The 23,296-nt window shown below is 62.6% G+C and carries 21 protein-coding genes and 1 pseudogene; 11 read left to right on the top strand and 11 right to left on the bottom strand.

Translation table 11 applies throughout. The annotated features are described in order from the left end of the window. Positions 1 to 18 precede the first annotated feature (18 nt). Together HX866_RS24035 and HX866_RS24030 are read left to right on the top strand one after the other, a co-directional pair. Positions 19 to 936, top strand: coding sequence for a LysR substrate-binding domain-containing protein (locus HX866_RS24035; RefSeq protein ID WP_177095160.1), 918 nt, complete (start codon positions 19 to 21; stop codon positions 934 to 936). A gap of 188 nt (positions 937 to 1,124) precedes the next feature. Continuing rightward, positions 1,125 to 1,679 (top strand): GNAT family N-acetyltransferase, encoded by a 555-nt coding sequence (locus HX866_RS24030; RefSeq protein ID WP_177140525.1) that lies wholly within the window; start codon positions 1,125 to 1,127, stop codon positions 1,677 to 1,679. A 36-nt stretch (positions 1,680 to 1,715) separates the two neighbouring features. Here the strand turns inward: HX866_RS24030 and HX866_RS24025 are convergent, their stop codons facing one another. The 4 genes and pseudogenes from HX866_RS24025 to HX866_RS24010 form a co-directional block, all read right to left on the bottom strand. Continuing rightward, positions 1,716 to 2,615 (bottom strand): LysR family transcriptional regulator, encoded by a 900-nt coding sequence (locus tag HX866_RS24025; protein WP_177140524.1) that lies wholly within the window; start codon positions 2,613 to 2,615, stop codon positions 1,716 to 1,718. Between the two features lie 90 nt (positions 2,616 to 2,705). Continuing rightward, positions 2,706 to 3,350: pseudogene (locus tag HX866_RS24020) on the bottom strand (thioredoxin family protein); the annotation flags it as partial. Then, positions 3,351 to 3,782: an organic hydroperoxide resistance protein gene (locus tag HX866_RS24015; protein ID WP_177095148.1), complete on the bottom strand. Its 432-nt coding sequence runs from the start codon at positions 3,780 to 3,782 to the stop codon at positions 3,351 to 3,353. Between the two features lie 147 nt (positions 3,783 to 3,929). Further along, on the bottom strand, positions 3,930 to 6,068 hold the full coding sequence (locus HX866_RS24010) for a TonB-dependent siderophore receptor (RefSeq protein WP_177105519.1): 2,139 nt from the start codon (positions 6,066 to 6,068) through the stop codon (positions 3,930 to 3,932). Between the two features lie 140 nt (positions 6,069 to 6,208). On the opposite strand from HX866_RS24010, the gene HX866_RS24005 reads away from it, so the two are divergent. Together HX866_RS24005 and hglS are read left to right on the top strand one after the other, a co-directional pair. Continuing rightward, positions 6,209 to 6,973, top strand: a complete 765-nt coding sequence (locus tag HX866_RS24005) for an AraC family transcriptional regulator (RefSeq protein WP_177095146.1) — start codon at positions 6,209 to 6,211, stop codon at positions 6,971 to 6,973. 140 nt (positions 6,974 to 7,113) lie between these two features. Further along, a complete protein-coding gene (gene hglS, locus HX866_RS24000) occupies positions 7,114 to 8,514 on the top strand; it encodes a 2-oxoadipate dioxygenase/decarboxylase HglS (protein WP_177095145.1) in 1,401 nt (466 codons plus the stop codon). Positions 8,515 to 8,794: 280 nt separating this feature from the next. Here the strand turns inward: hglS and HX866_RS23995 are convergent, their stop codons facing one another. After that, positions 8,795 to 9,667, bottom strand: a complete 873-nt coding sequence (locus HX866_RS23995; protein ID WP_177095144.1) for a LysR family transcriptional regulator — start codon at positions 9,665 to 9,667, stop codon at positions 8,795 to 8,797. A gap of 94 nt (positions 9,668 to 9,761) precedes the next feature. On the opposite strand from HX866_RS23995, the gene HX866_RS23990 reads away from it, so the two are divergent. Next, complete coding sequence (locus HX866_RS23990) at positions 9,762 to 10,748, top strand: threonine ammonia-lyase (protein WP_177126698.1); 987 nt, start codon at positions 9,762 to 9,764, stop codon at positions 10,746 to 10,748. Between the two features lie 45 nt (positions 10,749 to 10,793). Here the strand turns inward: HX866_RS23990 and HX866_RS23985 are convergent, their stop codons facing one another. Continuing rightward, entirely contained in the window at positions 10,794 to 12,113 is a 1,320-nt protein-coding gene (locus HX866_RS23985; RefSeq protein ID WP_177126696.1) for a sigma-54 interaction domain-containing protein, read from the bottom strand. A gap of 270 nt (positions 12,114 to 12,383) precedes the next feature. On the opposite strand from HX866_RS23985, the gene HX866_RS23980 reads away from it, so the two are divergent. Genes HX866_RS23980 through HX866_RS23970 form a run of 3 tightly spaced genes read left to right on the top strand, consistent with a single transcriptional unit; the run spans position 12,384 to position 15,365 of the window. Continuing rightward, on the top strand, positions 12,384 to 13,268 hold the full coding sequence (locus HX866_RS23980) for an MBL fold metallo-hydrolase (RefSeq protein WP_177095140.1): 885 nt from the start codon (positions 12,384 to 12,386) through the stop codon (positions 13,266 to 13,268). 16 nt (positions 13,269 to 13,284) lie between these two features. Then, positions 13,285 to 14,544, top strand: coding sequence for an NAD(P)/FAD-dependent oxidoreductase (locus HX866_RS23975; RefSeq protein ID WP_177095139.1), 1,260 nt, complete (start codon positions 13,285 to 13,287; stop codon positions 14,542 to 14,544). After that, positions 14,541 to 15,365 (top strand): sulfite exporter TauE/SafE family protein, encoded by an 825-nt coding sequence (locus HX866_RS23970; protein WP_177140522.1) that lies wholly within the window; start codon positions 14,541 to 14,543, stop codon positions 15,363 to 15,365. The genes HX866_RS23975 and HX866_RS23970 overlap by 4 nt, the downstream gene beginning before the upstream one ends. Before the next feature lie 228 nt (positions 15,366 to 15,593). On the opposite strand, the gene HX866_RS23965 is transcribed toward HX866_RS23970, so the two are convergent. Together HX866_RS23965 and HX866_RS23960 are read right to left on the bottom strand one after the other, a co-directional pair. Continuing rightward, complete coding sequence (locus HX866_RS23965) at positions 15,594 to 17,036, bottom strand: mechanosensitive ion channel domain-containing protein (RefSeq protein WP_177095137.1); 1,443 nt, start codon at positions 17,034 to 17,036, stop codon at positions 15,594 to 15,596. A gap of 122 nt (positions 17,037 to 17,158) precedes the next feature. Then, the gene (locus HX866_RS23960; RefSeq protein WP_177126694.1) at positions 17,159 to 18,025 is read right to left on the bottom strand and encodes a pirin family protein; all 867 of its coding nucleotides are present in this window, start codon (positions 18,023 to 18,025) and stop codon (positions 17,159 to 17,161) included. A 195-nt stretch (positions 18,026 to 18,220) separates the two neighbouring features. Here HX866_RS23960 and HX866_RS23955 point away from each other — a divergent pair, with 195 nt between their 5' ends. The 3 genes from HX866_RS23955 (at position 18,221) to dkgB (ending at position 20,962) form a co-directional block, all read left to right on the top strand. Further along, complete coding sequence (locus HX866_RS23955; protein ID WP_177105524.1) at positions 18,221 to 18,760, top strand: PaaI family thioesterase; 540 nt, start codon at positions 18,221 to 18,223, stop codon at positions 18,758 to 18,760. A gap of 141 nt (positions 18,761 to 18,901) precedes the next feature. Next, positions 18,902 to 20,038: a thiolase family protein gene (locus HX866_RS23950; protein ID WP_177105525.1), complete on the top strand. Its 1,137-nt coding sequence runs from the start codon at positions 18,902 to 18,904 to the stop codon at positions 20,036 to 20,038. A gap of 120 nt (positions 20,039 to 20,158) precedes the next feature. Continuing rightward, positions 20,159 to 20,962, top strand: a complete 804-nt coding sequence (gene dkgB / locus HX866_RS23945; RefSeq protein ID WP_177140521.1) for a 2,5-didehydrogluconate reductase DkgB — start codon at positions 20,159 to 20,161, stop codon at positions 20,960 to 20,962. A gap of 19 nt (positions 20,963 to 20,981) precedes the next feature. Here the strand turns inward: dkgB and HX866_RS23940 are convergent, their stop codons facing one another. The 3 genes from HX866_RS23940 to HX866_RS23930 all read right to left on the bottom strand — a co-directional run bounded on the left by HX866_RS23940 (position 20,982) and on the right by HX866_RS23930 (position 23,189). Next, the gene (locus HX866_RS23940) at positions 20,982 to 21,605 is read right to left on the bottom strand and encodes a response regulator transcription factor (RefSeq protein WP_177095131.1); all 624 of its coding nucleotides are present in this window, start codon (positions 21,603 to 21,605) and stop codon (positions 20,982 to 20,984) included. Between the two features lie 313 nt (positions 21,606 to 21,918). Next, the gene (locus HX866_RS23935; RefSeq protein ID WP_177095129.1) at positions 21,919 to 22,635 is read right to left on the bottom strand and encodes an MgtC/SapB family protein; all 717 of its coding nucleotides are present in this window, start codon (positions 22,633 to 22,635) and stop codon (positions 21,919 to 21,921) included. Between the two features lie 74 nt (positions 22,636 to 22,709). Then, positions 22,710 to 23,189 carry a sigma-70 family RNA polymerase sigma factor gene (locus HX866_RS23930; RefSeq protein ID WP_177095127.1) on the bottom strand — a complete coding sequence of 160 codons (480 nt, stop codon included), beginning with the start codon at positions 23,187 to 23,189 and terminating at the stop codon, positions 22,710 to 22,712. Positions 23,190 to 23,296: the final 107 nt, after the last annotated feature.

Here is a 23,296-nt window from a genome sequence, read left to right as displayed (position 1 = left end):
ACTTATAGAGTGATGATCATGGGAATTCGTGAAATCGAGGTATTTCGTGCGGTGATGACCGCTGGTACAACCAGCAAGGCAGCTACCATGCTGGGTATTTCCCAGCCTGCGGTCAGCCAGGCGATACGAAAGCTGGAAGAAGGTGCTGACCTGCAATTGTTCGTACGGGCCAGAGGACGCCTGGTGCCAACCCAGGAGGCCATGGCACTGATGGTTGATGTTGATCAGTTGTTCGTTGGCTTCGAGGCCATCGAGCACCGTCTTAAAAGCCTGCGGAACCTGGGCATCGGTCGCCTGACCGTGGCTGTGCACCCTGCATTGGGCAATTCGTTTCTGCCACGTGCCTTGGCGGATTTCGACTTGGTCAAGCGCGATATTCAGGTCTCGCTGCGAGTATTGAGCTCCAAAGAGGTGCATCAACAGGTTTCGTCGGGCCAGTGCGACTTCGGGCTGATGGCCGACGAAATGCCGGTCGCAGGCCTTGAACACTCGGATTTTCTCGACAGCATCGGGGTGATCGTGATGCATGCGTCGCACCCGTTGGCAAAACGACGGATGATCTATCCGCAAGATCTGGCTGGCGTGGACTTTCTCGCATTGAACCCGGAAGACAGCAGCCGTCATCGCTTGGAAAGCACCTTGCGCGATGAAGGGGTAGAACTGAAGATCCGCGTCGAGACCGCTTACTCGCATACGTTGTGTGAGTTGGCTCTGCTAGGCGTCGGTGTCGGTTTCGTAAATCCGGTTGCGGTGTTCGACTTCATCAACAGAGGGCTGGTGGTTAAGCCGTTTAGCGTGGACGTGCGCTTTGCCAGCCTCTTGGTTTTCCGCCCCGGCAAGCCGCTGCCAGAAAACGCCCGGCAATTTATCCGCTCTTTGCGCATTCGGTTGAATAAAGACTTACAACAGCTTGAGCGCAGTCTGCATCAGGCGTGAATGGACTGCAGCGCTTTGCCGCAACGACTGAACCGCCACAGGATTGGCCCTGTCAATTCACGCCCCAATGGACCTTGCCCGGAAAAGTGACCGCTCTAGACTGGCCCCCTGCCCGCGTCGAAAAACCTGTAACGCCCTTCACCTGACGGCCCGGTTTGCGGGGGTGTCATTTTCCAATGGACGTGATGATGAGCGCTGAAAAACTCGACTACCAACCCGTGCTGGTTGGCCCCACCCTCTTGCTCAAACCGCTGAAGCAGGATGACTTTGAAGCGCTTTACGAGGCGGCGAAAGACCCCGAGATATGGGCCGGCCATCCCGCGAAGGAACGTTATAAAAAGCCTGAATTCGAAGCCTACTTCAGCACCTTGTTATCGACGAAAAAGGCGCTGGTGGTGTATGACGCAAGCTCGGCAAGAATGGTTGGAACCTCCAGCTTCTACAGCCCGCCCGATAGGCCTGAGTGCATCGCCATCGGCTTCACGTTCCTGATACGGGAAAAGTGGGGCGGCGCCAGCAACTTCGAGCTGAAAAAGCTGATGATCGAGCATGCGTTTTCAGCCTTTGACGAAGTCTATTTTCACATCGGTCCGGCGAATATTCGTTCTCAAAAGGCCACGATGAAACTGGGGGCGGTGTTCCTGTATGAGGCCGAATTGAAAATCTCGGCCGTACCCACAGCCTCCCGGTGTTACTCACTGACGAAAGTGGCATGGGAAAAATCCAGACCGTTTCACAATTAATCAGCCTCCTCTCCTCCCAGGACCTTGGGAACCGCCTCAGAGCGCAAAGCTGTCGATAATCGCCTGCTTGACCAGTTGCACCGCAGCATCGGTCTGCGCATGGGTACGCCAGCCCAGCTCGATGGGATAGTGCGGCAGATCGATGGGACACGGGACCATCTGCATATCGCACAGTTGGGCGATCGCCCGGGCCGCATGGGTGGGCAGGGTCGCGACCGCCGACGAGCCCTTCAACAGGAAAGGCAGTGCCGAGAAATGCGTAGTGGCGGTGACCACCTTGCGGCTCAAGCCCCTGGCCGCCAGCCCCTCGTCGACGATGCCGATAAAGCCACCCGATGAAATCAGGATGTGCTCGCGGGCCACGTAGTCCTGCAGATCGAGGGTGGTCTTGTCGCCCAGGCTGGCGCGATCCACCAGGCAGGCATAACCGCCCTCCCCGAGCAGATGCCGACCCAGCAGCCGATTGGGAATGCCGCCGGCGGTAATGGTCAGATCGAACTGGCGCTCCATCAAGGCATTGACCGCGATCTGGCTATGGGTCTGGCGGAAGATCAGCCGCAGATTTTTCGCCCGCTGCGCCACAACTTCAATCAGCTGGCGACCGAGGGCAATTTCAAAGTCGTCGGACAGGCCGAGGGTGACCGAGCGTCCCTCGTAGCTGGCCAGGTTCGGCTGCACCAGGGAAAAACTCTGCCGACATTTGTTCAAGGCATCGGAGATCACCGGCTTGAGCTGGTTGGCGATCAGGGTTGGCGCCAAGCCCCGGCCGGTCCGGACGAAGAGTTGATCGCCGTACATGGCCCGCAGGCGATTCAAGGCCGCACTGACCGCCGATTGGGTCAGCCCGAGCTGCAACGCCGCACGACTGGCGCTGCCCTCGTCATGCAGGGCCTCGAAGACCTTGAGCAAGTTGAGATCGGTACTGTTGATATTCATCCGGTTTGTACTGCCTGCCAATGAAGACGCCTAGATTAATACATTCTCGGCGCATATCAGCCCCGAGGCGTTGCGATCCGCCTCAGCCGCTCAACCCGGGTTGCCGACTGACCCCGCGGCCTTGGCTTCCTCCAGCAACACCTGAATCGCCGCCTCCTGCTCGGCGTAGGCGCCTTCGCCAAAATGGCTGTAGCGCACCTGCCCCTTGGCATCGATCAGGTAATGCGCCGGCCAGTACTGGTTATCGAAGGCATGCCAGATCTTGTAGTCGCTGTCGATGGCCACCGGGTAGTCGATGCCGAGCCGCTTGACCTGCCGGCGGACATTGTCCGGAATCTTTTCCTCGGCATATTCAGGGGTGTGGACCCCAATCACCACCAAGCCATCCCCTGCATACTTTTTCGCCCACTGATTGACGTGAGGCAGCACATGCAGGCAGTTGATGCACTCGTAGGTCCAGAAGTCCACCAGCACCACCTTGCCGCGCAGTGACTCGCGGCTCAGGGGTTCGGAATTGAGCCACTCGACCGCCCCGGAAAGGGACGGCATCGGACGTTCGACGGTGGATTGCGCGCTGACCCTGGCGACGATGTAATCGGTCACCGTCGAGACCGTTCGCAACAGGCCTTGCTCGATCCGTTCGGAAACCCGGGAAGAAGTGCCTGCACCGCCTGCAATAACCAGCGCCGCCAACACTGCCGTATAACCCGCCACGCGTCGCAACCCGGCCATCGGTCAATCCTCGACGATCAACGTGACATCGACGTTGCCGCGAATGGCCCGCGAGTACGGGCAGGTCTGGTGGGCGCTATGCACCAGGGCCTGCGCCTGCTCGCGGGAGAATCCCGGGATAGCGATGCGCAATTCGACCTCAAGGCCATAGTTGCCGGCGGCATCTTTGCCCAGGCCGACCTTGCTGGTCACCCGGGTGGTCTCCGGCAGGCTGACCTTGGCTTGAATCGAAGCCAACTTCATGGCCCCCAGGAAACAGGCCGAGTGACCGGCGGCGAACAGTTGCTCGGGGTTGGTACCCGGGCCACCGCCACCGCCCAGTTCGCGGGGCGTGGACAACGGCAGATCCAGCGCGCCATCGGTAGAGAGGGCGCGACCTTCACGGCCGCCGGTCACGGAAGTCTGGCCGGCATAAAAAACGCTTTCGAGAGACATGCTCTATTCCTCACGGAGGGGATTGGGTAGACGTAGTTAAACGCCCGTCTGTATCTCCTCTGTGTCCCGATGGCGCTCAAGCTTAAGTCAATGTTTCCAGAGCCGGCTCATACACAGTCCGATACAAACCGCCAGGGACTCGCGCACTTACCAGCGATAGGTCGCGCTGGCCTGGAGCGTGCGGGTCGCGCCCCAGTAGCAGAGGAAGCCGTTGCTGCAAGAGGCCAGGTATTCCTTGTTGAACAGGTTGCTGGCATTGAGGGCCAGGCGCCAATGTTCGAGGTCGTAGTGGGCCGAGGCGTCGAACAGGGTTCGCGCCGGTACCTTCAGCTGATTGTCGGAGCTGCCGTAGCTGACCCCGAAGTAGCGCGCTCCGCCGCCGAAGCCGACGCCCTTGAGGGCTCCGTCATGGAAGGTGTAGTCGGCCCACAATGACGCGCTTTCGCCAGGAATGCCGGTGGGATGCTCGCCCTGGTCGCCGTCGTTGGAGTGCACGACACGCTGGTCCATCCAGGTGTAGAAACCAATCAGGCTGAGGTTGTCGGTCAGTTCGGTATGGGCTTCCAGTTCCAGGCCACGGGAGCGGATTTCCCCCTTCTGGGTCGAATAGTTCGGGTCCACGTCATCGGTGGTCAGGACGTTCTGCTGGCGCAGGTCGAACACCGCCGCACTGTAGAGGCTGCGCGAGCCGACGGGCTGGTACTTGATGCCGGCTTCATACTGCTTGCCGGTGGTCGGCACGAAGGTCTTGCCCTCGCGGTTGGTACCGACCTGGGGCTGGAACGATTCGCTGTAGCTGACATAGGGCGCCAGGCCATTGTCGAAGACATAGCTCAGGCCCGAACGCCAGGTGAGTTTGCTGTCGCGCTGGCGGGTGTTGCTCAGGTTCACCCCGGTCAACTTGGCATCCTGGTTGTCATAGGTGGTCGCCCAGTCCTGGCGGGCGCCGATCAGCCAGCGCCAGTGGTCGAGGCTGAGCTGATCCTGCAGATAGGCGCCGAACTGGCTCTGGGTGGTGTATTGCGACGTGGTCACCGGCACTGTCGGCAAGGCACTGAAGTTCGGGTTGTAGATATTGATCGCGCTCGGGAAGTACTGACCGCCGCGGCTGATCTGCTGTTGCAGGCGCTGCCAGTCGGCGCCCATGAGTACCGAGTGCTTGATCGCCCCGGTGTCGAAATCGGCCTGCCACTGGTTATCCAGCGCGAACTGGCCCAGGTGTTCGTCGTTGACGTTGGCCCACAACGGCGCGGTCTGCAGGTCGGCGTCCAGGGGGCCGGTCAGGGAGGTCTGGTAGTAGTCGACATCGTCGTGCATGTAACGGGCGTTCTGGCGGAAGGTCCAGGTATCGTTGAAGCGGTGGCTGAACTGGTAGCCAAGGGAAAACTGGGTGCGCTTGAAACGGTCGCGATTCGGGTCGCCCAGGTAGTCGCTCGGGCTCAGGTTGCCGTTGGGATTGCGCAATACCGAGCCGTACACCGGAACCGGGTTGAACAGGCCGCCTTGCGGGTCGTATTGATAGCTGGCCAGAACCGTCAGGCGAGTGTCCTCGTCGATCTGCCAACTCACCGCCGGGGCAATGGCAAAACGCTGTTCCTGGATATGATCGGTCTGGGTATCGGCCATCCGTCCCAGGCCCGTCAGGCGATAGCTGAACTTGCCCTGGTCGTCCAGCGGCCCACCCAGATCGAAGCCGGCCTGGTAACGATCGTCATTGCCGACCCCGACCTGGATCACGTGCAATGGCGTGTCCGTCGGCTGTTTGCTCTGCATGTCCACCAACCCGCCCGGCCCGCTTTGCCCGTAGAGCACCGAGGCCGGTCCGCGCAGGACATCGACACGCTCGAGGAACCAAGGGTCAATACGCGGGTTGGCGAACCAGGTGGTACGGTTGAGCTTGAGTCCGTCCAGGTAGGAATCGGCATCGAAACCGCGAATCGACAGCTGGTCGAAACGCAGGTCGTTGTCCTGGGAATAGACGCCCGGGGTATAGCGCAACGCCTGGTCGAGGGTCTGCGCGGCCTGGTCGTCCATCTGCTGGCGGGTCACCACCGAGATCGATTGCGGGGTTTCCAGCAAGCTGGCCGCGGTCTTGGTCCCGACCACGGTCTTGCGCGCCACGTAGCCCGGCACCGGACCGGCAGCCGGTTCATCCTCGCTGGCGGTCACCGCAGTGGTGCCCAGGGTCAGCGGCGCCTCGTCGGCCCAGGCCGGGGAGTTCAACAACAGCAGGACCGAGGCCAATCCAGAGAGACAGAACCCGGACGAAGACAAAGCGAGCGGCATGACTGATTCCTTCGCAGAAGCGTTATTTTTTGATAATGCGTCTTATTTAATATTGAATCTCATTCGCTGGTCGGTCATTCTTCTGTGCAAAGGGGTCAATTAATGGCCGTTCAAGCCACTTCTCTGGAATTCCATTCGTAATGGACAATATCTGGCGCAAACGCTTTGCCGAGCAGCACGGTCGTTTCACTGAACCGGCCCAGGCCAGGGCCTATGACTATGTCAACGGTGCGCGGGAAATCTGGCACAGCCATGAATACGGGCAACTGGTGCATGCGACCGCGGGGGTTATCCGCGTACTGACCCGCCTGGGGGCCTGGACCATTCCGCCCGGCTACGGTTTCTGGATCGCGCCGGGGGTCGACCATGAATTGCATATGGTCGGCGACGTCGCCATGCGCGCCCTGTATGTGGAGAGTGACCAACTGCCAGCCCACTGGCTGACCTGCCGCTTGATCAAGGTCGAGCCGCTGTTGCGCGAACTGATCCTGGTGCTGCTCGAACCCGAAGCGGATACCGCGCTGATCACCCCGCTGCTGCTGCAGCGCCTGATCCAGGCCCCGCCCACCGAAGGCTGCAGCCTGCCGCTGCCCCGCGACAAACGCCTGCTCAAGGTCTGCGAACTGCTGCTCGACAACCCCGCCAACCCGGCCACCCTCGAAGACTGGAGCGAACGCATCGGCGCCAGCGTGCGTACCTTGCGCCGACGTTTTCGCGATGAAACCGGCTTGAGCTTCAACCAGTGGCGCCAGCAACTGCGTATCGCCGAAGCGGTGTGTCAATTGGCCCAGGGCCATCCGCTGGGGCAGATCGCCCGGGAGTTGGGTTACGCCAACGGCAATGCCTTCGGCGCCATGTTCAAGCGCGTGCTGGGTGAAGTACCGAGCCGTTATGTGAAAGGTTGACCACGCTATTCCGACCGTTTGGGCCGAGGTCAGTCCTTTTTGGAATGATCCCTGGACCTTAATTCGTTTGAACCCGTCCCCCACCACCCGCAGAATTCAGCCCAAGTCCAGTCATCCCGATTTTGCGGAGTACCCCCCTCATGAGCACCGCTGTCTTCGCCCACCCCGACGAAATCCGCGCGCAATTTTCCCGTGCCATGTCGCAGATGTACAAGACTGAAGTGCCGCTCTACGGCGCCTTGATGGAGTTGGTCGCGCAGATCAACGAACAGGTGCTGGGCGACAATGCCCAGGTGGCCGAAAGCCTGCGGCAGACCGGCGAGATCCGTCGCCTGGACATGGAGCGCCACGGCGCCATTCGTGTCGGCACGGCTGCGGAACTGGCGACCCTGGGTCGACTGTTCGCGGTGATGGGCATGGAGCCGGTGGGTTATTACGACCTGACGCCGGCCGGTGTGCCGGTGCACTCCACGGCCTTTCGCGCCGTGCATGAAACGGCCTTGCAAGCCAGCCCGTTCCGCGTCTTCACCTCGCTGCTGCGCCTGGAACTGATCGAGGAAGACGGCCTGCGGGAATTCGCCGAGTGGATCCTCAGCCGACGGAATATCTTCACCCCACGCGCCATCGAACTGATCGAAAAGGCCGAGATGAACGGCGGCCTCGACTCAGCCGATGCCGCCGAATTTGTCCAGCAGGCGCTGGAAACCTTCCGCTGGCACAACAGCGCCACGGTGTCCCTGGACGAGTACCAGAAGCTCAATGCCCAGCACCGGCTGATTGCCGACGTGGTGGCCTTCAGGGGGCCGCATATCAACCACCTGACCCCGCGCACCCTGGACATCGACGCCGTACAGAACGCCATGCCGGACAAGGGCATCACCCCCAAGGCGGTGATCGAAGGCCCGCCGCGCCGCGAGTGCCCGATCCTGTTGCGCCAGACCAGCTTCAAGGCGCTGGAGGAAGCCATCACCTTTATCGGCCAGGACGCCAGCGAAACCGGTAGCCACTCGGCCCGCTTCGGCGAAATCGAACAACGCGGCGCGGCACTGACGCCCAAGGGTCGCCTGCTCTACGACCGCTTGCTGAACGCCGCACGGGAGGAACTCGGTGAGTTCCCCAGCGAGGCCAATGCCGCGCGTTACAACCAGATCATGGCGAACACCTTCAAAGCTTTCCCCGACAACTACAGCGAGATGCGCAAGCAGGGCCTGGCGTACTTCCGTTATTTTCCGACCGAGAAAGGCATTGCCGCGCGCAGCAGCGAACTGCCGTTGGGGGAACTGGAAGCGCTGATCGAAGCCGGCCAGGTGTGTTTCGAGCCTTTGGTGTACGAGGACTTCCTGCCGGTGAGTGCGGCGGGGATCTTCCAGTCGAACCTGGGGGATGACGCCCAGGCGCATTACGCCGGCAGTTCCAACCGAGAGCAGTTCCACCAGGCCCTGGGCCGTGAAACCATCGATGAGTTGCAGCTGTATGCCGCGACGCAGCGGCGTTCGTTGCTGGCGTGTTCGACCCGGTTGAATATCGCGCCGTTGGTTTGACGAATGCCCGAGGCTTAAAAAAACCTCAACCCTGGCACGGTCTTTCTTGTGGCGAGCGGGCTTGCCCGCGCTGGGCAGCGAAGCGGCCCTGAAACCAGTGATCGTGGTGTATCAGGTAGAACACGGTGATCGGTTTTACGACTGCTTCGCAGCCGAGCGCGGGCAAGCCCGCTCGCCACAAATCTCGGCCAGGCTTGAGATTGTTCCTGACTGGCTCGCATCAGGGTTCACCACAAAACCGCGCACGACCTGATATCGCCTTCGCCGCGGCTACAGCTGACTAGGCCCCTGACTCAGCCATCAACTCATTCAACGCCAGCACCAACGGCGCCCGTACCGACGCGCGCTGCCAGACAATTCCCAGGGTACGAAACAACCTCGGCGCCGGGACTTCCCAGCGGCGTACCCCTTGCGCCTCGTGATTGGCCGCCGGACGGTCCGGCACCAGCGCCACGCCCAAGCCCTCGGCGACAAACTTGACGATGATGTCGATGCCATCCAGCTCGAACTGCGACTGGGGCTTGAGGCCATGACCTTGCAGATACGCCTCCACCAACTTGCCGCCGACCACCTTGCGGCTGAAGCGGATAAAAGGCTCCCTGGCGATGGTCGCCAGCACGTCGTCGACCTGCATCGCCGCCGGGGTGATCAACATCAGCGGCTCCTCCACCAGCGCGACCCACTCGCAACTCTTGGGCAAGGCGAACAACGGATGCACGATCAACGCCGCGTCCAGGTCGCCACTCACCACCTGCTCCATCAGTTCCTGGGAGTTGCCAGGCTCGATATAGATTTCAATCTCGGGATAACGTCGACGCCACTCATGCAGCGCCGGCGGCAGCATCTGCATCAGCGCATATTGGGTCGCGCCCAGGCGCAGGGGCCCGACCGGCAGCACACCACTGGAAGCACTGGCGCGCAGATCGCGGGCTTCGCGAACAATCAACCGAGCCCGTTCGACGATCCGATGGGCCGCCGCGGTCGGCTTCACGGTATGCCCGCTGCGCCTGAGCAAAGCGTTGCCGAGCTGTTTTTCCAGGGCCTTGACCTGCTGGGCCACGGTGGTCGGCGCCAGATCCAACTGGCGTGCTGCCGCCGCAATGGAACCGCAGTCGATCACCGCCAGGAAGGTTTCGAGAAATTGAGTGTCCATCCACGGATTTTACGTTGTTCAACACCGCGAACAAGCGCTTTTCAATGGTCGTGGAAAACCGCAGATTAGCCCTTTGCACACCCAGGAGCGCGACATGACCTCACACCCCATTCAACTGGCCGATATCGAACAGGCCGCCCTTCGACTCCAGGGTCACGCCGTGGAAACGCCCTTGCTGGAGTTCCACAGCCTGAATGAACAGTGCCAGGGCCGGGTATTGGTCAAGCCGGAAGTGCTGCAAAGAACCGGCTCGTTCAAGTTCCGCGGCGCCTACAACACCCTCGCCAGCCTGAGCCCCGAAGAACGCGCCCGTGGCGTGCTGGCCTTCTCGTCCGGCAACCACGCCCAGGGCGTGGCCTGCGCCGCCAAGCTGCTGGGTATCCGGGCGACGATCCTGATGCCCAGGGATGCGCCCGCCTTGAAGATCCGCCGCACCCGCGAATATGGTGCCCAAGTGGTGCTGTTCGACCGCGAGACGGAAGACCGCGAGGCCATCGCCGCGACACTGACCGCCGAAAGCGGCGCGGTGCTGGTCAAGCCCTACGACGATCCACGGGTGATGGCCGGCCAGGGCACCCTGGGGCTGGAAATCGCCCGTCAGGCCCAGGCCCTGGGCCTGCGTCCCGAGGTGGCCCTGGTGCCCTGCGGCGGTGGCGGCCTGATTGCCGGGGTCAGCGTGGCCCTGCACAGCCAGTTTCCCGAGATCGCGATCTATGCGGTGGAGCCGGATGGCTTCGACGATACCGGGCGCTCCCTGGCGGCGGGCAGCCGACAAAATATCGTGCCAGGCGGACACTCGATCTGTGATGCGATCCTGACGGCGGCGCCGGGCGAACTGACTTTCGAGATCAATCGCCGGCTATTGACTGGCGCACTGACGGTGACCGATGCCGAGGTTCGCTTCGCCCTGAGATGGGCCTTCGAAAACCTCAAGCTGGTGGTGGAACCGGGCGGCGTGGTCGGCCTCGCGGCGCTGCTGGCCGGACGCATCGCGCTGGAAGGCCGTTGCGCGGTGCTGGTGTTGTCAGGGGGCAATGCCGACCCGACGCTCTTCGCCAATGCACTGCTGACGAACGATTGAACTGCAGCGGTGCAGAAGTGGCAGTTGCTGCACCTGGCCGGGTTCTCAGGCCTTCCCTTCCAGCGCCTGCAAGCGCCGATACAAGGTGCGCTCGCTCATCCCCAGGGTTTTCGCCAGTTCGCTGCGTGAACCGTCGAACATCGCCAACGCGTGGGCCAACTGCTCCAGCTCGTTGCGCCCGCGCTGCCGTTGCGGGGCCATCGGGGCGGTTTCACGGCGCAGTTCGGCGGGCAGATCGCCGACCCGGATGATGCCGTCGTCGGTAAACAGCCGCGCCCGCTCCAGCACATTGCGCAGTTCGCGGATATTGCCCGGCCAGTCATGCAGCCCCAGGGCCTTCATCGCCGCCGGGTCGATACGCGGCACCGCCGCCGGTGCCAGGCGCTGCAACAGGCTGTCGATCAGCAGCGGCAGGTCGTCGCTACGCTCGCGCAGGGCCGGCAGGCGAATCGGAAAGGCGCTGATGCGGTAGAACAGGTCCTGGCGGAAACTGCCCGCCGCGACCATGTCCTTGAGCGGTTTATGGGTCGCGCACACCAGGCGGAAGTCCGAGTGCACGGTACGCAGGCTGCCCACCGGACGAAAGCTGCCGGACTCGATCAGGCGCAGCAGCTTGACCTGCATCGCCAACGGCACCTCACCGATCTCGTCGAGGAACAGCGTGCCGCCATGGGCCGCTTCAGCCAGGCCGATCTTGCGCTGCAAGGCGCCGGTGAAAGCGCCCTTTTCGTAACCGAAGAGTTCACTTTCCAGCAGGGTTTCGGTCAGCCCGGTGCAGTCGACCACCACCAACGGCCCGCCGGCCCTTGGACTGCCCTCGTGCAGGGCGCGGGCAAAGAGTTCCTTGCCGGTGCCGGATTCGCCTTGCAGCAGCACCGGAATCGGCGACGGCGCCGCCCGTTGCAAGGCACTCAACGCCTCCTTGAACGGCGCCGAACGGCCGACCAGGCCCTGATGCTGCGGCTGGGCCGAAGCCACGGTGACGGTATTCAGGCGTTCGACATAACCGACCACTTCACCCTGGGCGTCCAGTAACGGCCGCAATTCCACATCGACGTGCTCGGGGCCCCGTGGCGTGTGATGGATATGCAGGACGCGCTCGGGCAAACGGCTTTCGTGGGCCTTGCGCATGGGGCAATGCTCGCCGGCCTGGTCGCAGGGCACCGCGAACTGATGGGAGACCCGAAAACATTTCGCGCCGACATGGGGTCGCCCCTCTACCCCGAACTGGCGCTGGTAGGCGGTGTTGGCGGCGACGATGTTGTAGTCGGTGTCGAGGACGATGGTCGGCGCCAGGTCGTGTTCCAGGTAAGACACCAGGGCCCGCATATCGGGACGGGCAAGGTCGGTGGCAAGGATGGTCATGGCAACTCCCGGATGGAAGCAGGAGCTTACTGCATGCGCGGGCTTTCTGCCATTGACTGCCATCAACTGCCAAAATGACTGCCAATTGTTCTGACACACGTTTACGAATCACAAAATTTCGTCGAACAGGTTGATATAAATCAGCAATGACTCGTAAAAATCAAAATCATAGTTTGGCATGCTTATTGATCTATCTGACAGACAGGAACGGGATATTGAGCACACACCCTGTAGGAGCCCAATACCCGCCGACGACATCCGGAGTCCGCAATGACCTTTGGCGACAAGCTAGCCGTAGAAGCCTTTTTCGATCCCGACACCTGGACCATCAGCTACCTGGTACTGGACACCAGCACCCGCCGCTGTGCGCTGATCGACAGCGTCCTCGACTACGATCCCAAGTCCGGGCGCACCCGCACCGCGTCAGCCGATCGGCTGATCGCCCGGGTCCGCGAACTGGACGCGCAGGTGGAATGGATCCTGGAAACCCACGTGCACGCCGATCACCTCTCGGCGGCGGCCTATTTGAAGGAACAGCTGGGCGCCAAGGTCGCCATCGGCAGCCATATCACCGTGGTCCAGCAGGTCTTCGGCGAACTCTTCCATGAAGGTTCTGACTTCCACCGCGACGGCAGCCAGTTCGACGTGCTGCTCGGTGACAGCGCCGAGTTCACTATCGGCACCCTGAAGGCCCGCGCCCTGCACACGCCGGGACATACCCCGGCCTGCATGAGCTACCTGATCGAGTCCGGCGACGAACTGATCGCCTTTGTCGGCGACACCCTGTTCATGCCCGACTACGGCACCGCCCGCTGCGACTTCCCCGGCGCCGATGCCCGCACCCTCTACCGCTCGATCCGGCAACTGCTGGCACTGCCGGCTCAGACCCGGCTGTTCATGTGCCACGACTACCTGCCGGGCGGCCGCGAACTGCGCTACATGACCACCGTCGCCGAACAGCGCGCCAACAATATCCATATCCATGAGGGCATCGACGAGGACGCCTTCGTCAGCATGCGCGAAGCCCGTGATGCGACGCTCGATATGCCGGTGCTGATGCTGCCGGCGGTGCAGGTCAATATGCGCAGCGGCCAGTTGCCCGAGCCCGAAGCCAACGGCGTGCGCTATCTGAAGATCCCGCTCAATGCCCTCTGAACCAGGACCCGACACCATGTCTTCGACTGCCGTTTCCCATCACCAGATCCTGATCATCGGCGCCGGCGCGGCCGGTATCGCCGTGGCCGCCAGCCTGCTGGCCCGGGCACCGGACCTGGATATCGCGATTATCGACCCGGCCGACACCCACTATTACCAACCCGGCTGGACGATGGTCGGCGCCGGGGTGTTTCGCCCCGAGTCGACCGCCCGGCCCCTGGCCGCGCTGATTCCCCGTGGCGTGCGCTGGATCAAGGCGGCGGTCAGCGCCTTCGGCCCCCACGGTCACGAAGTGGTCCTCACCGACCAGAGCCGGGTCGGTTACGAACAGTTGATCGTCTGCCCCGGCCTGAAGCTGGACTGGGCGGCCATCGATGGGCTCGAAGAGACCCTCGGACGCAATGGCGTGACCTCCAACTACCGCTACGACCTCGCGCCCTACACCTGGAAACTGGTGCAGGAACTTCAGGAAGGCGAGGCCCTGTTCAGCCAGCCGCCGATGCCGATCAAATGCGCCGGGGCGCCGCAGAAGGCCTTGTACCTGTCCTGCGATCACTGGCTCAAGCGTGGACGCCTGGAGCGGATCAATGCGCGTTTCTTCAACGCTGGCGCGGTGCTGTTCGGCGTCGCCGACTATGTACCGGCGCTGATGGAGTACATCCACAAGTACGCGATCGACCTGCAATTCGGTCACAGCCTGGTGGCGGTCGACGGCCCGGCCAAAAAGGCGACCTTCGCCCGCACCCTGGCCGACGGTACGCGGGAAACCCTGGTGCGCTCATTCGATATGCTGCATGTGGTACCGCCACAGGTGGCCCCGGACTTTATTCGCGCCAGCCCCCTGGCCGATGCCGCCGGCTGGGTCGACGTCGATCCGGCGACGCTGCAACACCGTCAGTTCGCCAATATCCACGGCCTCGGCGATGTGACCAACACCAGCAACGCCAAGACCGCCGCCGCCGCGCGCAAGCAGGCGCCGGTGGTGGCCAATAACGTGCTGGTGGCCCTCGGCCGTTTGCCTCGGCAAGCCACCTACGATGGTTACGGTTCCTGCCCGCTGACCGTGGAGCGCGGCAAGATCGTCCTCGCCGAATTCACCTACGGTGGCAAGCTGGCTCCGACGTTCGCCCCCTGGTTGCTCGACGGGCGCAAACCGACGCGCCTGGCCTGGTGGCTGAAGGAACGGATCCTGCCGCCGCTGTACTGGCGCGGCATGCTCAAGGGCCGTGAGTGGCTGGCCCGTCCCACCCTGAAAACGGACAAGCAATCCGCATGAACGAACATCTCCTGATGGGTTCCGGGCTGGGCCTGCTGATCGGTGCGATCCTCGCCCTGACCGGCGCCGGCGGCGGCATCCTGGCCGTGCCACTGCTGGTCTTCGGAGTCGGACTGTCGATGGTCGAGGCCGCGCCCATCGGCTTGCTGGCGGTGGGATTGGCGGCCGGGGTCGGCGCGCTGCTGGGATTACGCCAGGGTATCGTGCGTTATCGGGCCGCGGGATTTATTGCCGGGATCGGCATCCTGCTGACGCCGCTGGGCTTCTGGCTGGCCCATCGGTTGCCCAACGAACCCCTGGCACTGGGATTTGCCCTGGTGATGTTCTATGCCTGCGCACGGATCTTCAACAAGGCCCGCCATGAGCTGAAGTTCGGTCAGCCCGCGCCGCGCGCCGAGTTCCGGCCCTGCGTGCTGAATCCGCTGCAAGGTCGGCTGCGCTGGACCCTGCCCTGTGCTCGGGCTCTGACGTTCACCGGGATGTTGTCCGGCTTGTTGTCCGGCCTGCTCGGGGTTGGCGGCGGTTTTGTGATCATCCCGGCCCTGACCCGCTATACCAACCTGGACAGCAAAAGCATTGTCGCCACGTCCCTGGCGGTGATTGCGCTGGTGTCCGTCGGCAGCGTGGTCACAGCGACGCTATCCGGGTCGATGCACTGGTCGGTCGGAGCCCCTTTTGCTGCGGGCGCGGTGGTGGGACTGGTGATTGGGCGACAGATCGCCGGGCATCTCGCCGGGCCGCGGCTGCAACAACTGTTTGCCATCGTCGGTGTGACGGCGGCCCTGATGCTGGGCTTCCGCGCCCTGGGGCTTTCTCTCTGAGCCTCCAGGGCGTCCAGATCCGACGCCACCTAAAAGTCCGCAGACCCCAACAAAATATCGTCGCCCCCTTTCCCCTGTAGGAGCGAGCTTGCTCGCGATGGCACCAGCAAGAACGCTGCAAGGCTCAAGGGCCTCATCGCTGGCAAGCCAGCTCCTACAAAAGCCAGGGCCCGACGCATTTTTTGCGGTGAAGCACAAACCCGTGAGGACGTCGAACCCCAGGCAACGTCAGGTCCGGCTGCGCAACCACTGCATGAACCCACGCTTTTCCAGCGGTTTGGGCACTTCACGGGTGAAGTTCTGCACCGCGCTCAAGCGCCGGTCGAGCAGGCTCTTCATGGCCTCCCCGATGTCATGCCGGGCTTCCAGGCACGGCTTGAGGTACTCGTTTTCAATGCGGTACAGCACGCAGTCGGTCTTGGCGGTGAAATCCGCCACCACCGCCATATCGGCCAGCACCCCGGCCTCGCCGATCACCTCGCCCGGTCCCATCCGCCCGGCCTCCACCGGCACATTGCCGCGCAACAACGTCACCGAAACCACCCCGGACTCGATGATGAACAGGTGATCACTGACCTCGCCACGCGCCATGATCTCAGTACCGGCACGGAACATCTGCGCCTGCATGTTCTCGCTGAAGGTGTCCTTCTCCTCCGAACGCAAGGTGGAGAAAATCGAAGAGCTTTCCAACAACCGGCGCGGGCGCGACAGATTCACCGGCGCGGCACTCTCGCCGCTGGACAGCAGGCTCACACCCGAGGCGCGCAAGTGGCGGAACGCCAGGTCGTAGAGCTGATTGCGCACTTCGCGCTTCTCGCCCATGGACACCACAAAACCATTGATTTCGTATTCCGCGCCCTCGGCACTGGAGCTTTTCAGCGTCACACAGGGCGCCGGGGTCGGCAGCAAGGCGCGGCAGCCGAGCATGGCCCGCTCCAGGGCATCGATCACCACTAGGGGTCGGGAATGCGGGCTGACCTGCACGCTGATGGATAGCCCGTGCATATCGCTGGGCCGGCTGAAGTTGACGATCTTGGCCTTGGCCGCCAAGGAGTTGGGCACCACCGCCATGCTGCCCTGGGAGGTCTGCAGGCGAGTGGCGCGCCAATCGATATCGACGACCCGCCCCTCGGTGCCATCGATGGAAACCCAGTCATCGACCTGATAAGGCTTGGTGGCATTCAGCACAATCCCGGAAAACACGTCGCTGAGGGTGCTCTGCAAGGCCAGGCCGACAATAATCGCCAGGGCCCCGGACGTCGCCAGCACGCCCTTGACCGGAAGGTCGAGGACATAGGCCGCCGCCGCGACAATGGCGATCAGGAAGATGATCGCCCCCAGCACATCCTGCACCAGCCGTCCGGCATGCCCGACCCGCTGCATCATCACCGTGCCGAGCAGGACCGTCAGGGTCCGCGCGCCGAACAGCCACCAACCGATCTGCAAGCCGGTGGCCGCCAGATGCCGCGGCACATCATCCGGCCAGGGCGCGGTCTGCAACGGGTTCATGCCTTCGTTGAACAACAGCAGGCTGAACAGCGAGAACACCGTCAGGCGCACCGCCAGTTTCCAGGTGCCGCTCTTGCTGCCGATCAGGTGCCACAAGATCAAGTCGGCGACGATCAGCAACAAGGCACAAAAGAGAGGATGTTCAGACAACAGGTCGGGCATCGAGCCACTCCATGAAAAAGCCGTCGGCGGCGCGAAGATCGCACAGAACGGCTTCATGGAGTTATAGCTTTATATTGGCGACGGCGGAGTGGTCCTCGGGGAACGAGGACCGCTGCGCGTCGTCAGTCGTGCATCTGCCCGAAACGGCCGGCGTGGAAGTCGGTAAAGGCCTGGTGGATCTCGGCTTCGCTGTTCATCACGAAGGGGCCATGACCGACAATCGGCTCGTCAATCGGCTCGCCGCTAAGCAGCAATACCATCGCATCGACATCGGCATGCAACGACAGCTCGCGGCCGGCGCGGTCGAACACCACCAATTGCCCCGGTTGTGCCAACTGCTCGTCATTGATCCGCACCGCGCCGCGCAGGACCACCAGCACCGTGCTGCGACCTTCATGCAGGTCCAGCGCCAGGGTTTTCCCGGCGTTCAGGCGGATATCCCACACATCCATCGGCGTGAAGGTCCGCGCCGGCCCCTGCCGACCGTCGAATTCACCGGCGATCAGGCGCAGGCTGCCGGCCTGGTCCTTGAGGGCGATCCGTGGAATATCGCTGTCGAGAATGCCCTGGTAACCGGCCGGCGCCGACTTGTCCCGGGCCGGCAGGTTGACCCACAACTGGACCATTTCCAAGCGACCACCACGCTGGGCGAAGGCTTCGGAATGGAACTCCTCGTGGATGATCCCCGCAGCAGCGGTCATCCATTGCACATCGCCCGGGCCGATCACGCCACCGGCCCCGGTGGAATCGCGGTGCTCCACTTCACCGTCATAGACGATGGTCACGGTTTCAAAGCCGCGATGGGGGTGCTGGCCGACGCCACGGCGTTGGGTGGTCGGGGAGAAGTCGGCAGGGCCGGCGTGGTCCAGCATCAGGAACGGACTGATGTGCTGACCCAGGTTGTCATAGGAAAACAGCGTACGTACCGGAAAGCCGTCGCCGACCCAATGGCCCCTGGGGCTGGTGTAGAGACCGAGAATCTTTTTCATGGGTACCTCCATAATCATGGGGCACAGCTTAGATTCAAGCGGTTTTTGGCGCTAGACGGCAAAAAACAGCTTCATCGTTCCACTGTCAGGACGATCACCCACTCATCCACCGGGTGCTGGATTAATTTATATTTCGGACATAATATCGAACAAAATATTACACCTGTAATCTTCCATATCGATCAGGAGCCGCCCATGCAAACCCCGAACCGCGACGTCACCCTGGCCCAATGGATCGCCGAGGAGCAGGCCCTGCGCGAGCGCCTGCAAGGTCCCGGCAGCCTGACCCTGGCCGAGGTCAGCCAACTGACGCCGGCGGAGTTTTTCGACGGTATCGGCAACGGCGAGCTGCCCTCGCCGCCAATCGGCGCCTTGCTGGACTTTATTCCGATCGAATGGTCCGAGGGGCGCTTCGTGTTCCAGGGCACCCCGGACGCCCGCCACTACAACCCACTGGGCAGCGTCCATGGCGGCTACGCCGCGACCTTGCTCGACTCGTGCATGGGTTGCGCCATTCATACCCGCCTGCAAAAAGGCCAGGGCTACACCACCCTGGACCTGCGTATCAGTTATGTCCGGGCCCTGACCAGCGGCAGCGGGCCGATTCGGGCCGAGGGCAAGATCGTCCACCTCGGGCGCTCCACGGCCCTCGCCGAAGGGCGGATTTATGACGTCGACGGGCGGCTTTATGCCACCGGCTCGACCACTTGCATGATTCTTCAACCACGCAGTTGAGAGATCGCCGCCCTACCCTGTAGGAGCCAGCTTGCTGGCGATAGCGCTCTCAAGGACGCCATCGCCAGCAAGCCGGCTCCTACCGGTAAGGTGGCGCCCAATGAAATTTCAGCCATCATTCAACCCCGCAGGAGTTTCGCCATGACCTCCATCGTGATCGCCGGCTACGCCCGCTCGCCCTTCCAGTTCGCGAAAAAAGGCGCGCTGATCGATATCCGCCCCGACGACCTCGCCGCCCAGGTGCTGCGCGGCCTGGTGGACAAGCTCGGCGTCGACCCCGCCGACCTCGAAGACCTGATCATGGGCTGCGCCTATCCGGAAGCCGAGCAAGGCATGAATATCGCCCGCATCGCCAGCTTCCGCGCCGGTTTCCCGGACAGCCTCGGCGGCGCGACCATCAACCGCTTCTGCGGCTCATCCATGAGTGCCGTGCACTACGCCGCCGGACAAATCCTGCTGGGAGCCGGCGAGGCCTTCCTCTGTGCCGGCGTGGAATCCATGACCCGCGTGCCCATGGGCGGCTTCAATATCTCGCCGAACCCGACGCTGATGCGCGACCACCCCGAGGTGTACATGCCCATGGGCTACACCGCCGAAGAAGTCGCGCGGCGCTACGACATTGGCCGGGCCGAGCAGGAAAGCCTCGCCGTCGAGTCCCATGCCAAGGCGGCCCAGGCCCGTGAACAAGGCCGCCTGACGGACGAAATCATCGCCATCGAAACGCCGAATGGCTGGGTCAGGGAGGACGGCTGCATTCGCCCCGGCACCAGCCTGGAAGGTCTCGGCGGACTGAAACCGGCGTTCGACGGCAGCGTCACCGCCGGCACCGCCTCGCCCTTGACCGATGGCAGCGCCGCCGTGCTGGTGTGCAGCGAAACCTTCGCCCGCGAGCGCGGCCTGTCGATCCTGGCGCGGATCAAGGCGGTCGCGGTGGCCGGCTGCCCACCGGAGATCATGGGCATGGGCCCGGTCCACGCGACCCGCAAGGTGCTGCAACGGGCCGGTTTGCAGATCGGCGATATCGACCTGGTGGAAATCAACGAAGCCTTTGCCAGCCAGTCCCTGGCCTGCCTGCGGGAACTCGACCTGGATCGCGGCCGGATCAACCTCGACGGCGGCGCCCTGGCCATCGGTCATCCCCTGGGCGCCACCGGCGCGCGCATCACCGGCAAGGCCGCGGCCCTGCTGCAACGCACCGGTGGACGCTACGCCATTGCCACGCAATGCATCGCTGGCGGCCAGGGCATCGCGACACTGCTGGAGGCCGTCGAGGGCTGACCTGAGACTCCGCTTATTCGTGCTCATTGGTAAAGAGTCCTTTTCCCCACCCCTACTTTTTCTCAAAGATAGGGATGGGGATACTCCTGCTCATTCCCACTGTCACTTCAGGAGTCAAACATGTCTGTTCCCGCCTTCGGCCTGGGTACCTTCCGCCTGCAAGGCCAGGTTGTCATCGACTCGGTCAGCACTGCTCTCGAGTTGGGCTACCGGGTCATCGATACCGCGCAGATCTACGAAAACGAAGCCGAGGTCGGCCAAGCCATTGCCGCCAGCGGCATCCCCCGTGACGAGTTGTTTATCACCAGCAAGATCTGGATCGCCAACCTGGGCAAGGACGCCCTGATCCCCAGCCTCAAGGAAAGCCTGCGCAAACTGCGCACCGATTACCTGGACCTGACCCTGATCCACTGGCCATCGCCGGAGGACCAGGTGCCGGTCGCCGAATTCATGGGCGCGCTGCTGGAAGCCAAGCAACTGGGCCTGACCCGTGAGATCGGTGTTTCCAACTTCACCCTCGACCTGATGCAACGGGCCATTGCCGCCGTCGGTGCCGATCAGATCGCCACCAATCAGATCGAACTGCACCCCTACCTACAAAACCGCAAGGTGGTGGCGGCGGCACAGGACCAGGGCATCCCGATCACGTCCTATATGACCCTGGCCTACGGTGAAGTGCTGAAGGACCCGGTGATTCAGCAGATCGCCCAGCAGCACCAGGCGACTGCGGCGCAGGTGACCCTGGCCTGGGCCCTGCAACTGGGTTATGCGGTGATTCCGTCGTCGACCCGACGGGAGAACCTGGCGAGCAACCTCAAGGCCCGGGACCTGCATTTAAGTGCTGAAGACATGGCGAAGATCGCCGGCCTCGAACGCGGCCACCGCCTGACCAGCCCGGCGGGCCTCGCACCGCAGTGGGATTGAGGGATTTTCCCGGCGTCCTTCAGATCAACTGGTTGCGCTTGGCGAACTCCGCCAGCGCCACCACCGACTTCAGATTGAGCTTGTCGATCAGGCGGGTCTTGTAGGTGCTGACCGTCTTGTCACTGAGCAGCATCAGTTCGCTGATGTCCTTGTTCTTCACCCCCCGGGCGAGGTAGCGCAGGATGCTCAGCTCGCGGTTGCTCAGGCTTTCGATCAGCGCCGGCTCCGAAACGCTGGCGCCGAGGCCTTGGGCATGCCCCTCCAGACGCGGGAAGAAGCTCTTGTTGAGCATGACCGCCTGGATGGCCAGGCGTAACTCGATCAACTCGGCGGTCTTGGAGATATAACCCATGGCCCCGGCACGCATGCAACGCTCGGAGTAGAACTCCGGAGACTGTTCGGTAAGCACCACCAGCTTGCTCGGCAGGTGCAGGTCGGTCAGCCGCTTGATGGCTTCCAGGCCATCGAGCCGGGGGATATTGAGGTCCATGACAATCAGGCTGGGCGACAGCTCCCGGGCAAATTGCACCGCATCGACGCCGTTGTCGGCCTCGGCCACGACCTTGAACCCCTCCTTTTCCAGCAAGACCTTGATGGCCATGCGAATGAACGGGTGATCGTCAACTATCAGAGCTGTGCGCATTGCAAATCCTCAAGAAGTACGCCAGCCACTGCTTGAGACGGGAACGTGCTTGCATCGAAAAAAAGAGAGGGAAATAGCGAAATACAGTATAGGAAAATTCTCAATTTCTGCTGTGGCTAGACGGTGGAAGTACGGCCATTCCGGCCTGTGGATGTCAGGTTCAAGGCGTGAGGGCTGAACAAGGTCGGCCACTTTAACCAGAGGTCCCAGGAGCATCTGTAGGGAAAATCCCAAGATACCCGTCGCTTCCAGGAAGCTTGCATCCATCTCGTAGCATGAGGCACCGACTGAGCGGTGCCGGGGGGGGAGATCTTCAGTCGGTGGTACTCGGGCTCCAGAACGCCTGCTGCACCATGCTTGAGGTCGACAGCCGCGCCACCAGGGCATCGAGTTCGTCGCCGTCCACCGAGGTGATTGCCAGGGTCGCTTCGATTTCCACTTCTTCGTCGCCGAAGGGTCGTACCTCGACGTCGCTGGCCGGGTAGTTGCTGCGCTCCAGCTCCTTTTCCAGCAACGACAGGACGGTCTTCTGCTGGGCCCGTCGGACAATCAGATAGAGGATATAGGTGACTTCCGCCGAGACCACGTCCAGCGGCTGGCGGTTGATGTAGTTGACGATCGGTCGCAGCAGGGTGTTGGCCGCGAGGACAAACAGGGTCCCCAGCAGGGCTTCGAGAATCAGGTCGGCACCGGCACAGGCGCCGACCGCCGCCGAGGCCCAGAGGGTTGCGGCGGTGTTCAGGCCACGGACATTGCCCTCTTCACGCATGATCACCCCGGCGCCAAGAAAGCCGATGCCCGAGACCACATAAGCCACCACCCGCACGGCCCCTTCGGCGCCTCCCAGTCGATTGGCCATGTCGACGAAGATCGCCGCCCCCACCGCCACCAGGACGTTGGTGCGCAGGCCGGCGGTGCGTTGGCGGTACTGGCGCTCAAAACCGATCAGGCCGCCGAGGATAAAGGCCGCACTGAGGCTGACGAAGGTGTCGACCATGGAATCGAGGTTGATGTTGTTCAGGGCCTGCATGGAAGTTCTCGTGTCTGCGCGGTGACGCAGACATAGCACATCCTGGTGAATGCAATGCTGTCAGTGCCTGCGGCTCAGCTCGCTTCCCACTGACGCAGCCGTACACGGCAGTGCTTCATGGCATTGACGATGTGTTTTTCCACCAGGCTGCGGGAAATCCCCAGGCGCTCGGCGATCTCCGGGTGGGACAGGCCCTCGATCTTGCGCAAGGTGAAGCTGTCGCGACACGGCGCCGACAGCTCCGCCAGGGCCTGCTGCAACATTTCCAGGCGCAGGCCATGGTCCAGGGAGATTTGCGGGGACGGGCTGAAAAACCGCTCATCGCTGTCGAGCACGTCCAGGGGTTCGTTCTGGCGAACGGTATTGCGCCGATGCTCATCGATCACCAGGTTCATCGCCGTGCGATAGAGGAAGGCCCGTGGCTGCCCTATCGGGGTATCGCTCGAACGTTCGAGCACCCGCACATAGGCATCGTGCACAACGTCTTCGGCCGCCTGGCGATTGCCCAGTCGGGAATTGAGGAAACACACCAGCTCGCGGTAGTAGCTTTCCAACCTGACTCCTGTCCGCACACCCGGCGGGGCTGTCCTTGAGCATGATCGGCAGCGTCCGGCTCGGGACCTCATGATAAGGGCTGTTTGCAGTGCGCGTAATTTATAAT

Origin of the sequence: Pseudomonas gingeri (assembly GCF_013386165.1) — a bacterium.
Classification (GTDB): Bacteria; Pseudomonadota; Gammaproteobacteria; order Pseudomonadales; family Pseudomonadaceae; genus Aquipseudomonas; species Aquipseudomonas gingeri_C.
Note: the sequence above shows the minus strand (reverse complement) of the source record. Positions and strands in the feature narration are given on the sequence as shown.

Bases quoted from the DNA above. Each gene is read 5' to 3' on its own strand.
- HX866_RS23940 (WP_177095131.1), bottom strand. From the start codon at position 21,605: ATGCGCACAGCTCTGATAGTTGACGATCACCCGTTCATTCGCATGGCC.
- HX866_RS23975 (WP_177095139.1), top strand. From the start codon at position 13,285: ATGTCTTCGACTGCCGTTTCCCATCACCAGATCCTGATCATCGGCGCC.
- HX866_RS24035 (WP_177095160.1), top strand. From the start codon at position 19: ATGGGAATTCGTGAAATCGAGGTATTTCGTGCGGTGATGACCGCTGGT.
- HX866_RS23980 (WP_177095140.1), top strand. From the start codon at position 12,384: ATGACCTTTGGCGACAAGCTAGCCGTAGAAGCCTTTTTCGATCCCGAC.
- HX866_RS24015 (WP_177095148.1), bottom strand. From the start codon at position 3,782: ATGTCTCTCGAAAGCGTTTTTTATGCCGGCCAGACTTCCGTGACCGGC.
- HX866_RS24025 (WP_177140524.1), bottom strand. From the start codon at position 2,615: ATGAATATCAACAGTACCGATCTCAACTTGCTCAAGGTCTTCGAGGCC.
- HX866_RS23985 (WP_177126696.1), bottom strand. From the start codon at position 12,113: ATGACCATCCTTGCCACCGACCTTGCCCGTCCCGATATGCGGGCCCTG.
- HX866_RS23950 (WP_177105525.1), top strand. From the start codon at position 18,902: ATGACCTCCATCGTGATCGCCGGCTACGCCCGCTCGCCCTTCCAGTTC.
- HX866_RS23955 (WP_177105524.1), top strand. From the start codon at position 18,221: ATGCAAACCCCGAACCGCGACGTCACCCTGGCCCAATGGATCGCCGAG.
- HX866_RS23995 (WP_177095144.1), bottom strand. From the start codon at position 9,667: ATGGACACTCAATTTCTCGAAACCTTCCTGGCGGTGATCGACTGCGGT.
- HX866_RS23935 (WP_177095129.1), bottom strand. From the start codon at position 22,635: ATGCAGGCCCTGAACAACATCAACCTCGATTCCATGGTCGACACCTTC.
- HX866_RS23990 (WP_177126698.1), top strand. From the start codon at position 9,762: ATGACCTCACACCCCATTCAACTGGCCGATATCGAACAGGCCGCCCTT.
- hglS (WP_177095145.1), top strand. From the start codon at position 7,114: ATGAGCACCGCTGTCTTCGCCCACCCCGACGAAATCCGCGCGCAATTT.
- HX866_RS23970 (WP_177140522.1), top strand. From the start codon at position 14,541: ATGAACGAACATCTCCTGATGGGTTCCGGGCTGGGCCTGCTGATCGGT.
- HX866_RS24005 (WP_177095146.1), top strand. From the start codon at position 6,209: ATGGACAATATCTGGCGCAAACGCTTTGCCGAGCAGCACGGTCGTTTC.
- HX866_RS23965 (WP_177095137.1), bottom strand. From the start codon at position 17,036: ATGCCCGACCTGTTGTCTGAACATCCTCTCTTTTGTGCCTTGTTGCTG.
- dkgB (WP_177140521.1), top strand. From the start codon at position 20,159: ATGTCTGTTCCCGCCTTCGGCCTGGGTACCTTCCGCCTGCAAGGCCAG.
- HX866_RS24030 (WP_177140525.1), top strand. From the start codon at position 1,125: ATGAGCGCTGAAAAACTCGACTACCAACCCGTGCTGGTTGGCCCCACC.
- HX866_RS23960 (WP_177126694.1), bottom strand. From the start codon at position 18,025: ATGAAAAAGATTCTCGGTCTCTACACCAGCCCCAGGGGCCATTGGGTC.
- HX866_RS24010 (WP_177105519.1), bottom strand. From the start codon at position 6,068: ATGCCGCTCGCTTTGTCTTCGTCCGGGTTCTGTCTCTCTGGATTGGCC.